This window comes from uncultured Bifidobacterium sp., from assembly GCF_945269915.1.
GTDB lineage: Bacteria > Actinomycetota > Actinomycetes > Actinomycetales > Bifidobacteriaceae > Bombiscardovia > Bombiscardovia indica.
Genome location: NZ_CALYOY010000010.1, coordinates 42,354 through 55,530, shown reverse-complemented (window position 1 = coordinate 55,530; position 13,177 = coordinate 42,354). Strand labels below are relative to the sequence as shown.

Sequence of the window (13,177 nt, the reverse complement as noted above, 5' to 3'; positions counted from 1 at the left end):
CTCCCCCGCACGCAGGTCACGACCATGCAGGACCTTCCTCGCACCCAACGAGACCCGCGCCTTGTCGGGCGTGAACGTATTCGTGAAGACCGGAGCCGCATGATCGGCCGTCCCATACACCACACGGGACGACAACCCCCCGGACGCACGATCGGCGGAGACCTCCACAACCGCCTCGACCCTGGCCGAATCATACGCCACATGACCATCCGAACCGGCCACCTCGGCGATCTCGTACCGCCGCGTGCCCGCCGAACCGAACTCCAGCGACTTGAACGAGACCGAACCATCCGCCCCGTTCGACACCGTATCCACCACGGAACCGCTGGCCTTGTCCGTCAACGTGAACGAGAACTCCCCCGCACGCAGGTCACGACCATGCAGGACCTTCCTCGCACCCAACGAGACCGACACGGGATCAGGCGTGAACACATTACGGAAGACAACATGGTTGTCACCGTTGATTTCGCCTCCGTTATCGGATATCAGCCGGATGCCTACGTTCCTGACCAGAGCGGTGAAATTGTCATCAACACTCACCTCAACCGTATATGTGTGCGTATCATAGGTCATCTTGTCGGCACTGCCCGCATGTTCAGCGAGCCGATACCGGTAGGTTGTGATGCCCGGCTTCATGGGGAAAGCCGAAGCAGAAGACGCCAACCTCTGCTCTTTGCTGCCAGCCGTCAGAGTGATCCTGGCGGGGAAGGCCGAAGCCGGGGCACCATTCAAGGGGGTTACATCAACCACGAAGGAATCCGAACCACGCCAATCGCGGCCCTGAAGTTCCTTACCCACGGTAAATCCCGCACCCGAATCGGCTATGCGCAAATCTCCCGTGAGACCGTGGTCCTCGTTTGCATCCTCATACACGACCGTCCTCATCTGGCTCGCCAGGGGAAAGTCCGCAAGCGCGATATCCGCTGCGGACAACGAACCATCAGGACCATCAAGGACGGCATCGGAATCAGAATTCTTCGAGGCATCAATACCGGGGGCCTGCTTGCGGGTCACCCGGAGTTTTTCCCATGTTGTACCGTCCGCGGGAGTGAACCGGAGGTGGAACCCGCTGCCGGAAGGCACATTGGTAAAGGAATACCGACCATCGGCATCGGTGGTGGTACGCATATGCCGACCGCTCATATCCTTGAGGACGGTACCGGTTGAGTCGACCATATCAACATGGACATTTGCGAGGAGCCGGTCTTCGTCCGTCCTGCTTCCATCACCATTGAGATCAAACCAAGCCACGCCGCTAACCCGGCGATTCACTACCTGGGAGAAAGCAATCACGGTGTTGTGACCGTCGTGCCAGGATACGCAGTAGACATCTCCGGCCTGGTTCCCCTGTGGCCTGATCGTGAAGCGGAAATCGAACCTTCCGCCGACAGGAAGGGTCGATCCCGTGAACGCCCAAGCAGTCGGCGTCCCCAGATTGGCTGGAATCGCGACTTCACCGCCGGGGCCGACCGGCAATTCCATCATTCCGGGCAGTGAGGCTATGTCATCGCGCTTCAGCCTGGTGGTGTCCATGCCGCGAATGGCGGTGTCGGTGGTCACATAAATCTTGCTGCCGGAGAGATCGGTGCTGCCGGAAGGGACGACGGTCAGCTTGCTCAACCTGTAGGATCCGTGGAAGTTCGACTCGGAGTCAGCACCGTTATAGGGCATGATTCCCAAGGCGAAGTTCTCGATTCTCACGTCCTGCATCGGATTGCTGATCATCGAATTATAGCCCAGGTCCGTCTCGACATCATTGATCACCGGATCGGCGCGCACCGCCAGGGCGGCCGAATGCGAACGGTAGACCGAAATCGACAGGTTCGCCTTCATGCCGTTATTTGCGGTAGCCGAGTTCTTGTTGTTCTCGCTGAAGATTCTGACCTGGTTGTTCAGAGAGGCGCCGGATACCACATCCTTCGACGCATCGAATGAATCACCAATGGATGTCGAATAATATAACGGTACATCGGGGCCGTCAAGGAACACCTGGTCCGAGTGGATTCTCCACCGCAGCTTGGTGGTCCCGTCACTGTTGACCGTGACCGTCGGCTCTATGGTCTCTCCGCCTGTCACATGACCCTGACGGGGCGTGCGCTCCTGGTAGGTCCCGCCGAGTATGCTTGAGCCCGCCAGATAGTTCAACCCCTTGGGGAGGGTGTCGTCCACGACGATAGACACTGTGCGATGCTGCGGACCGGAGTTGCCCTTGCCCTCGAACTGGGAATGCACACTGAGACCCAGTTGCCAATCAGCCGTACGCTGCTCGGCATCCAGGTCATACACCGATTTGGGTCTACCCGATGCCGAATGCTGCACGATGGATTTGCCGACCTTGGGGAATTCTCCCACGATGTACAGGGAATCACCATAATACTTGCCTGGAGTCGGGTCGCTGACCATATACCCGTCCTTGTCATACGCCGCAGTCCGGTAACCGGCCGTATTGGCATTGGGGTTGTTATGGTAGACGGGATTATTGGTCTTCCAGAGCCCATCGAGCTGCTGCTCGCTGAGGCCGTTCGCCCAGGATTCCCATTCGGCATCGGTGGATCTGTCCGGATCCAGGCCGGATACCGCAGCCAGCTGCTGACGATTGTACGCATGGATGGTCGAAGTCATCTGCGCTACACCGTTCATGCGCGCATCGCTCTTTATCCTGGCCGGAATAACCCCGAAGACATATAGGGATTGATGCCCGGCCTTGTTGGATGGGGCTGCCGTATGGCTTCGCAAAAGGATGGCGACAACGGTCTTTCCGGCGTTCTCAGCATCCGCCTTGCTCGGGTAATAGACAAGGTCATCAATATCGGCGGACTTCTGTTCCTGCTTGGAAGCCCACTTGGTGCCGTCCTTCTTGGCGGCATACAGAACCGTGATTTTGGGACCTTGTCCCTCCACGGGATGCGCAGCCCAATCGGTCCAGTACCCATCGCCTTTCCAAGGCATGGCTATATCGTCACCGGAGTTGGGCAGATCGATGTAGTCCGGGTCTATCTTCACGAGACTCATCCCCAGGGCCGGCAGGCTTTTCCTGCTATTGACACTGAACTCTATGGAGGCCGATAGACCGGTGCGGGAACCCCGTGCCCCCATATCGGTGCCGTGGTCCTCATCTTCACCCGTCCAACCCGCGCAGTCCATGCCATTCTGATATTCGGCCAGATCGCTCGCACAGTTATAGGCGATTCTGTTCTTCAGATCTCCTCGGGGCCCCAAGTCAACCGAAGTATGCCTCTCATCATCATTGTTTTCACCATCGGCCTTGGTGACCGCCTGATTGGATGTGTCATCCTTGTCGCGGGGGTTGGCCAGCCTGTCCCCGGTAACCGACGTAGCCTGCAGACCACCGTCGCTGAGCGTGCTCTCCAAGGAAATCTCCTTATTGTAGATTTCGTTGACGCTTCGTCCATGGCTGTCCGTGGTGGGATTGAAGAGGTAGAGGTAGTTGGTGGAGATTTCGCCAACCTCAAGCTGCGAGCACCCGGCCGACATGAAGGCTGCGGAGCAACCGCTGTAGTCGTCGGAATGCGACAGTGCCAGGAAGGGGAAGGCATCGGAGACCTGATAATCCTTTAAGGTCACTGAAATGACAGTGCCCTGCGATGAGCGGCTCTCACTGAGTCGATAGGTACCGTTGTTGTAGACGCGATCCTTACCGAGAACGCCTTCTTCGGACATGGCATAGTCCGCGTTTTCTCTGGAGGGGAACCAATCCTGCCTCCCGGGCGAACGGCCCTCATGGGCCGTCTTGGCTTCCCAGGCCACAGGGCCGTAATCCCACAGATACGGCTGCAAATCAGCATTGGGTTGCTGTTGATGGCCATCGTTGATCGTGTTGTATACATTCTTGGCCGTGAAGGAGAAGGTGATGGGGCCGGAAGGCGCTTCAAGACCACGCAGTCCCTTGGTTCGGTCCTTCCAGCGCAAATCAACGGCCCAATTGAAACGGGTCATAACGCCCTGGCGTTTGCCCAGACCATAGTTCGGGGCATTCTCGGCACCGGATTCGTCAAAGTTGAATACGGAATCGAGCGAGTTTTGCATTGACCCCTGAGTGACACGCACATTCAGGCTCAGCTTTGCGGAGACGCGAACCTCCGGAACCGTGCGGGTAATGACACGGTTTCGCGTGGTGGCATCAAAGGCCACCCATGACATGGCCCTGGGTGCAATCCGGGTATTGTTCGGAGCGGCCTTCACCTTGACGGCCAAAGAGATCGAACCAGTGCCAGGGACCACGGTCTGGCTCATTGAGGTCGCCGTCATGAGACGGTATGCCGTCAACACTTGGGTTTCCACACCATTGACCGTGTCGGTAGACAGGGTTGGTTGATAGCCCGGGGTCTGGTCCATCCACCCCATGGCATCCGTGTTGAAGGTTGCGATATTCGCCGCGTAGGGCAGCTCGAATCTGAAACCGATTCGTGCTTGTCGGTAATAGTCGGTTCTGGAATCGGGCGTAACCGTGAAATCGTAGCCATAGGTAATCGAATCGAATGACCGGACTATGTCGTTGTCCGGGCCGGAATCGTTGCCGCGGTCGTCATTATTGTCAAAGGGGGCCGTGCCTGTTTTCCGGCTGGTCAATTCCAGGGCCGAGACCGCTGCCACATCCTGATCCAGCATATCGTGCTCGGCCTGCCCGGGAACACCGATATCGGACCCGGTAGTCTTGGTGGTGTGCTCACCTTTGGATGTGGAGACGTTCGGTTGCGCGGGCGTTGCGCCACCGCTCTTATCCGACTTCGGTGTCGGAGCTGGTGTGGTTGGGGAGACGTTCGGTTTATCGGAGGATTCTATATGGCTCTGGGGGGGGGGGGGTGAAGTTGGTTGCTCAGATGCACCCGTCTTCATAGCGGAGCCAGGTGTGCCCGACGGAACCGTAGCCGTTTCGGAGGTTTCCGCGGTAGCGGTCGTCAAAGGGGTCAGCATCGCCATACTCAATACCACAGCGGCAATCGGCCGCCATCCACCAAATCGCATATGAGAACAACCCCCGTTCGGCTCTCTCACAGAACATGAGCCCATTGAAACAACACAAGAAATCGACAACACAGGACGGAAGATCCTCAAACACCGCGGAACTCCCAAACCGTCCAGCAATCCGCTATCACGTTCGGCACCGGACAATCGTTCAGCATACACAACCCCTCCGGTTACTACAACATGTTCGGGTGTCATCGGCGGGACAGCGGTCGGAATCCCCCTGCGCACAAGTCCGGCAAACCCCTCTAGACAGAATGTTTCTCGTCGTCACCGTCCTTCCCCGAGAATTCACTGTGGGCTTATTCCGTCTAATGGACGGACCGGCACCATGGTGGACCTACCCCCGTCCCAACGCCATTGCACAGGTAGAGTTGAACGGGAAAGGTCGGTATGACGAAACGGATTGACAGACCCGTGCTTGCGGATGTGGACCCTGTGCGAGGGGACGGCGCCGGCCATGCGTCCGGACGCAAATGCACCGGTATCGTCTTGCTCCTTGTAGGGGCCGTTGCCGGGTTGCTGTCCGGTCTCTTCGGTATCGGCGGCGGCGCAGTCATCGTTCCGGCACTGGTCTGGATCGGGCTGAGCCAACGCCATGCATCGGCCACATCCCTGGCATCGATGATTCCGACCTCGATCGCGGGAATGCTGACCTACGCCCTGCAGGGCAATGTCGATTGGCTGTCCGCACTGCTCATGGCCGTCGGTGCAGTGGCAGGTGCACAACTCGGCACCAGGTTGCTGAAGATCCTACCCGAGATCGTGCTTCGGTGGACCTATGCAGGGTTCATGATCTGCATCGTTATCCAACAACTGACCTTCACCCCTCAACGGCACAGCACCATCCACATATCCGTGGGTTCGGCCTTTGCCATCATCATCCTGGGCATATGCATGGGGACCCTGTCGGGAATGCTCGGCGTGGGGGGAGGCGCCATCGCCACGCCAGGCCTTTCGATGCTCGGTGCCAGTGATTTGATCGCCCGGGGCACCTCGCTGCTGACCATCCTCCCCAGCACCCTTTCCGGAACGATCACAAACCTCAGAAACCACATGCTCCACTTACGTAATGGGTTGTTTCTGGGACTCGTCGCCGCAGCAACCGCTCCGATGGGGACCTGGCTGGCAGGGTTGCTCAGCCCACGATCCAACTCCAACCTGATGGCTCTCTATCTGTGCCTTATCGTGGTCAGATCAGTCTACTCCGCCCTGACCATCACTCCGATCTTTCAACGACACACCAGGCACAAGCGCACGGACCGCAGCCATGATGGAACGACGGGTCTCTGATGGCGTCCTGCCTACGGCCGACGGTCCCATCTCCCATCGGCCCCGGTCCCGGAAGCATGGGACCGGGGAGTTCATCGGACACCAGGCAATCCCAGGAGGGAGGGGGCTTCCCAGCGTCAGTCGTTCGGGCGTAGCATATCAGCGATGCTTCGCCTAACCCTGCGGAGCCGATCCGGGGCATGGCCACCGACACCGATTCCGTACCTGGCAAAAACCTGCCTGACCAGTTTGTCTCCCTCGCTGAAGACCAGGGCCGTAAGCCCGATCACCAGGCAGGAGAGCCACTGCGAACCGGATAGGGGTGCCATTCCCAACACCCCGGCCACGGCCGGCAGATACATGGCCCCCGCGTGAATTCCCAGCGCTGCGAACGATGCAACCAGAAGGAATTTGTTGTCAAGCGGATTCAGCTGGATGATCAGACGATTCTCCGACCGGGCAGACATGGCGATGAAGAAATTGAACAGGACGAGGAGAGTCAGGACCATGGTCCTTGCCAGAGTGAGATCCATACCCCTGTCCAGGCTGAAACGGAACATCACCAGCATGCATGTGGCCATCCACAAACCGCATACCGCCGTCCTGATCCACAGCGTCCCCGAAAGGAGACCCTCATTGGCTGGACGCGGCGGCGCCGACAGTTCATCTCCGGAGCCGGGCTCGAAGCCGAGTGCAATGTCCTGGACGCCGTTGGTCACGAAGTTGATCCATAGCATCTGCAGGGGGAGGAAGAGGAGAGGCTCCTCGGCAATCACGTTGACACCGACTGCGATCATGGCGGCGGCGGCCGTGGAAAGGAGGAAGTAGGCCGATCCGCGTATGGCCTTGAACGTGGCCCTACCTTGCCGTACGGCCTGGGTGATGGTGACGAAATTGTCATCGGTCAGGACCACGTCGCTGGCCTCCCTGGCGACATCGGTTCCGGATTCACCCATGGCGATACCTACCGAGGCGGCCTTGAGGGCCGGGGCATCGTTCACGCCATCACCGGTCACGGCCACCACATGGCCCTCATCCTGAAGGACTTCGACAATACGGAGCTTGTCCTGAGGCGAGACCCTGGCGGCAATCGAGGTTTCGCGAAGTCTGGCCCGCAGGACCTCATCACTCATCTCCAACATCTCACTGCCGGTCAGCGTGTGCTCGGTCTGTTCCAGACCCAGGCGCTGCCCAATGGCTGCCGCTGTTACCGGATGGTCGCCGGTGATCATGACCACCCTGATACCGGCCTTGGCGCAGTCGGCTATGGCCTCGCGAACCCCGGAACGTGGCGGATCCAGCATTCCTTCCAATCCAAGGAAGGTCATATCATGTGCCTGCTTGTGGTCACCGAGCTCGTCGTCCGGACCGATGGTTCGACTCGCCACGCCGATCACGCGCAGTCCCTGGGAGCCCATTGCCCGGTAGGAGGCATGTATCGCGTCGGCATCCAGATCGACCTGCCTCCCATCCGATCCGACCATGGTCGTGCTCATGGCCATGACTGCATCGGGGGCACCCTTGACATACTGGGTCAGGGTTCCATCCGAATCTCGCCGGATGGTCATGGAGTGGAGGAGCTCGGGCTCGTAGGGGGTTTGGGCGACGATCCGGGCATCCAGGTCCTCACGGGTTACGGCCCCGGTCTGATCCGCCACACGTGCCATGGCCATATCGACCGCGTCCCCACTGTAATGGATCACACCATCCTCGTCGGTCTGACGATGCGCCTCATTGGTCAAGGCGCCGCCACGCATAAGGGCCATGAAAGCCTCGGAGCGAATGCCGTCGGCACCCGAGGTGATCCGGTCAACCTGGACCGGGTCTCCCCCGCCCAGCGTGCACTGCTCAACGGTCATGCGATTCTGGGTCAAGGTGCCGGTCTTGTCGGAGCCAATCACGGTGATGGACCCCAAGGTCTCGACGGCCGGCAGGGAGCGCACGATGGCGTTGTAGTCGGCCATCCGGGAAACACCCAGGGCCATGGCCACGGTCAGGACGATTGGCAGGGCCTCGGGCATGGAGGCCACGACCAGGGAGACGGCGGAGAGGAAGGCCTCCGTGGCGTTCCCGTTGATGATTGCACCACCGATGAACACGAAGATGGCCACGAGGATAACCGCCACGGCTATGCCGACCTCGGTGCGATGGATGATTCGCTGAAGGGGCGTGCGGCCCTTGGCCACGTGAACCAGGTCGTTGATCTCCCCCAGCTCGGTGTCCGAGCCGGTGGCGACGACGAGTCCTCTGCCACGGCCGCTGGTGACCATGGTGCCCGAGAAGGCTATGCAGCTGCGGTCACCCAGGGAGGCATCCTTATGAACGGCTTCCGTCCCCTTCTTGGCGTCATCGCTCTCACCGGTCAGCATGGCCTCGTCGATGCGGAGGTGAAGGGTCTCGATAAGCCTCAGATCGGCGGGGACCCGGTCTCCGCTCTCCAAAACCACCAGGTCACCGGGTACCAGGTCCGCCGAGTCGATGTCTTGCAGGCTTCCACCACGCATGACCCGGGTGGTCGGCGTGGCCAGGGATGTCAGAGCCTCTACGGCCTTGTCGGCCTTCGACTCCTGATAATATCCGATGATGGCATTGAGGATGAGAACGATGAAGATCGCCGCAGCATCGACATAGTGCCTGAGAAAGATCGTAACGATGCCGCAGACAATCAGCACGGCGATCAGAGGACTGGTGAACTGCTCCAGGAGGAGACGCCATTTGGGCTTGGTCTCCGCCTCGGCCAGAGTGTTCCGTCCGAAGATTCCGAGTCGTCGCCGACTCTCCTGCTCGTTCAGACCCTGATCCGTCGCCTTGAGTGCAGCCATGGCCTCGCCGGTATCGAGGCTGTGCCAAATCGTATCCCCCAATTGGGGATTCCCTGTATATTCCGAATTCATGTTCTGTGTTTCGTTGATTGGCTGGTTGGTCGAATCTGCCATATCGGCCAAGCCTTTCCGTGTGGATCGGTCGTATTGTCCGTAATGCGCGGGGCGCCTGGTGGATGCCTCGGGAAGGGACCCGGGTGGTCCATCGTCATTCAGCTGACGTGCAAGGTCATGCGACCCTGCGCCCTGAGGACATATCTGTTGTCAATCGGTTCGGTTACTGCCGACCCGTCATATCGGGTTGTGGCGAAGGTGGAAATCTACGCGCTTGTTGCGAAAGACGCCATACGCCCTCTCAGGATCCGGCGCCCAACCGACTGAGAATCAGTATACCGACGCAGAGGTTCGCACAGACCTGGGGCGGTGAAGGCAGCCCACATCTTCACACATTTACGCCCAACGCGAGCTTTGGATGACCTGATCGGGCCAGGACGACAGGAAGCCGGGAGGGCAAGTTGTGGTTTTGGCGTTGAAATACGGAATTCCCCTCTGTGGATAATCGCATTCCGTATACTGAAATAGTTGAGGTACAGGAACAAGCTCCTCCTCCCCAGGGTTCGAATCCTATGCAGGTTTCATTCCTGACCCACGATGATTGTGGAAGGCCGACGGGCACCATGGGCGCGGACGGAGCTGCAGACGGAGAGGCAGCCGGTGGAAGTATTCGTCCTGATTCTGTGTGTGGTTGCCGCCGTTCTCATGTCCTCCTTCGTTTCGCGGTTCATCCCCAAGGTCTCGACGCCACTGGTCCAGATAGCATTGGGCGCGATCATGGCCTGTCTCCCCATCTTCCCCAAGATGCAGCTCGACCCGGAACTGTTCATGGTCCTTTTCATCGCTCCCCTGCTCTATTACGAGGCCCACACCATAAACAAAGCGGAACTCCTCAAGGACATCCGCTCATCCATTTCCCTCGCCATCGGTCTGGCTGCCCTGACCATGGTCATGGTGGGCGTCACCCTCCATGCGGCCTGGCCCATGTTTCCCCTGGCGGCGGCCGTGGCGCTCGGTGCCGCCCTGGGGCCAACCGATGCGGTGGCGGTCTCCTCACTGGGCAAGAGTGCCGACCTTACGGCCAGTCAACGATCCGTCCTGGCAGGCGAATCCCTCTTCAACGACGCCACGGGCGTTATCGGCTTCCAGTTCGCCATTCTGGCCACGGTCACCGGGTCCTTCTCCATGACCACTGCCCTTCTTGAATTCATAGTGGAATTTGTGGGTGGCATCGGATTCGGCATCATCATGGGCTTTTTGGTTAATTGGGTCTTCGAATCCGCCCGCCGTCTGGGTTGGGAAACCACGACCACCAGGATTCTCCTGGAACTCTTCCTGCCCTTCCTGATCTATCTGGTGGGGCAGAATGTCCTGCATGTCTCAGGGGTTCTGGCAGTCGTAGCCACCGGCCTTCTGGCCCGGTTCGACCACACGGGCGTAGGGCCCAACACGTCCAAGGCCAATATCGTTTCCACCAGTGTCTGGAAGGTCTTCTCCTTCAGCCTGAACGGGGCCGTCTTCATCATCCTGGGAATGCTTCTGCCGACGGCTCTGGGCACCAGCTGGCGTGACCGGAGGGTCAGCAACTGGATGCTGGTGGCCACCATCGTCGTGGTGTCGCTGACGGTCATCCTCCTACGCTTTCTCTGGGTCGCGGCCGTCCTGTTCTTCACCAGGGACGCAGAGACCGGGAAGCGACGCCCCATGACCGCACGGCGCTGGCGATCCGCCGCCATCATGACTTTCGGCGGCCCCAAGGGGACCATCACGCTCTCCTTGGCCCTGACCATCCCCTACACGGTTTCCAGCGGGGCCTCCTTCCCCATGCGCAATGAGCTGATCTTCGTGGCAGCGGGGGTCATCATCGTCACCCTGGTTCTGGCCAACTTCGCCCTGCCCCTCCTGGCCCCCTCCCATCAGATCGAGGTACCCGCCCAACAGGTGGAGAAGTCCATCGACATCCTGCGTGGAACCATTCGCGAACTTTCCACCAGGATCAATGACGAGAACCGACTGGCCATCCAGCATGTCATCAAGCAATACAACCACCGGATCGCCAAACTCAAATCGGAGATCGGTCAATACTCCCCCAAGGAATTCGAGAACCTGCAGATTCAGACCATGGAATGGGAGCAGGACTATATGGAGGAGCGGCTGAGCCGGATCGAGGATGCCGAAGACCTGATCGAGGCTCGACTGGACCATAAGCCGGATACCTCCAAGAGGGATTCGGATGATAGCAGATCCTTGAAAAACAAGTCCGACAGGGATATCAACGCCATAGACCCGACCAGGTACGAAACCACCCCCAAGGTCGCTTCCGAAAGCATGCCCGATTCGGATGGAACGTTCACCGGACCTGGAGGTGTCGAAAGGAACGACGGGGAGTCAACCGCCTCCGTGCGCCCGTCCCCGGTACCAACGGGGCAGTTGCCGGCAGGGACCGCTGCCGACCGCGATGCCGATGCAGACATGATCCGCAGCAGGCGGTCGGCCGAGCCGACCAACCACGAAATGGATGACGGGAACCCGGGACCTGATGAAATCAAGGCCGACCAGGACCGCCTGCTGGAACTGCGCTGCCAGGAACAGGCGGCCAGGAAGATCCTGTCCAACATCTCATCCTCCCTCTTCCACCTCGACAGGGGCGGTGAGATCCGCTGGCGGGCCTACACGTCACACAGGAGGGCACGAGGTCTCATCCGCAGCTTTGTGCACCGCCTGCGCCATAAGACCCTCAAGCTCAGCGACAACAAGGTATTCCTGGTAGGCCGCCATCTTCAGGCGGAAATGAACCACTTCCTCATAGAAAAGCTCTATGCCGAATTGGGTAAGGGGCGGTTCAAGACCGAGGACCTCCTCACGACCATCATCAATCATCAGATGATCGAATCCTCGGCCGAAGGCAGAACCGATTACTCCGGTATGCCGGCGGTCAGGGACAACGTCGAGGAGGCCAAGCGGGAAGGCTATGCGATCGAGCTGGGCCAGATTCAGGACATGTATGAAGCGGGCGAGATCTCGCGCTCCCTGGCCAGGGAGATGCGTCGCAACGTCTACGTCATGCAGGTTGATACCGACTCGGCCCTCTGATCGCCGCCATACAGGCATACGACCATGCATAGGCGACCGTGCTCTTGGACGACGCTACATGAGACCGGAGCTGACATCGATGTCGGCCAGCCACTGACGCAGGTCGCCCAGCTCACGAATGTCGACACTGTGGTCCAAGTGATCGTACTCATACGTCCTCAGCCAGACATGTTCATCCAACCAGGCGGCCAGAGCCCTGAACTCGTATTTGGGAACGGTCGTGTCATCGGAGCCGAACCCGAAGAAGACCGGTTTTTCCATGGCTGCCAGGCGGTCATCGGCAGGGGCCGTGCCCTTCACCAGGCCAGGTGCCAGGAATCCTGAGAGACAGATCGCAGCCCGATACCGTTCCGGATTCACCCTCAGCAGATGAACGGCCAGCATCCCGCCCTGGGAGAAACCCATGACCACGATCTGCCTCTCGGCGGGAACATGCTCCCCCACCCAGTCGTCGATGGCCCTTGCCGCAGCGTATCCATCCCGGTCCAGATCCTCCTGCTCAGGCCGCATGTCATGGAACCAGGTGTATCCGGGACCGAACATTCCCTTCTCACTGCCCGGCACCACCATGGGGGCCCGCAGGGAGATCGAGTCATTATAGGGAGCCACGTAGCGCATCAGATCGGCCACGTCCTCCTCGTTGGAACCCCACCCGTGCATGAGCAGGAAAAGGGGACGACCCACGTTGGCGGCCGCATGACGGCGGGAGTAGAGGGCATGCTCCACCGTGAGCGGATCGCCGAACCGTCCGGGGACGGCCGTGGACTCCCTGCCGATCAGGCCCATCCGACCATCCTCGCCCCTGCCTGCGTCATCGATTCGTTCAACATTACCCATACCACTCACGATACCGTCCGCTGATTGCGAGTGCACGACAGATACGAGCAAAACCGCGGATATCCTCCGAATGTGACCAAACCGATGCTGGTCACAGCTCCGGAAAGCACCGG

Annotated in this window: 4 protein-coding genes and 1 pseudogene; 2 read left to right on the top strand and 3 right to left on the bottom strand. The window is 59.6% G+C overall.

The window, feature by feature from the left end:
- On the bottom strand, nucleotides 1-4,629 hold a 4,629-nt coding region (locus tag Q0K62_RS03195), incomplete at its 3' end, for an FctA domain-containing protein (RefSeq protein WP_297316538.1).
- A gap of 750 nt (nucleotides 4,630-5,379) precedes the next feature.
- Here Q0K62_RS03195 and Q0K62_RS03190 point away from each other — a divergent pair.
- Nucleotides 5,380-6,279: a sulfite exporter TauE/SafE family protein gene (locus Q0K62_RS03190; protein ID WP_297316537.1), complete on the top strand. Its 900-nt coding sequence runs from the start codon at nucleotides 5,380-5,382 to the stop codon at nucleotides 6,277-6,279.
- A gap of 116 nt (nucleotides 6,280-6,395) precedes the next feature.
- On the opposite strand, the gene Q0K62_RS03185 is transcribed toward Q0K62_RS03190, so the two are convergent.
- Nucleotides 6,396-9,194, bottom strand: a complete 2,799-nt coding sequence (locus tag Q0K62_RS03185) for an HAD-IC family P-type ATPase (RefSeq protein WP_297316536.1) — start codon at nucleotides 9,192-9,194, stop codon at nucleotides 6,396-6,398.
- Nucleotides 9,195-9,794: 600 nt separating this feature from the next.
- Here Q0K62_RS03185 and Q0K62_RS07990 point away from each other — a divergent pair.
- A pseudogene (locus Q0K62_RS07990) lies at nucleotides 9,795-11,291 on the top strand (sodium:proton antiporter); the annotation flags it as partial.
- 990 nt (nucleotides 11,292-12,281) lie between these two features.
- On the opposite strand, the gene Q0K62_RS03175 reads toward Q0K62_RS07990, so the two are convergent.
- Nucleotides 12,282-13,013, bottom strand: coding sequence for an alpha/beta fold hydrolase (locus tag Q0K62_RS03175; protein WP_297316539.1), 732 nt, complete (start codon nucleotides 13,011-13,013; stop codon nucleotides 12,282-12,284).
- Between the last annotated feature and the right edge of the window lie 164 nt (nucleotides 13,014-13,177).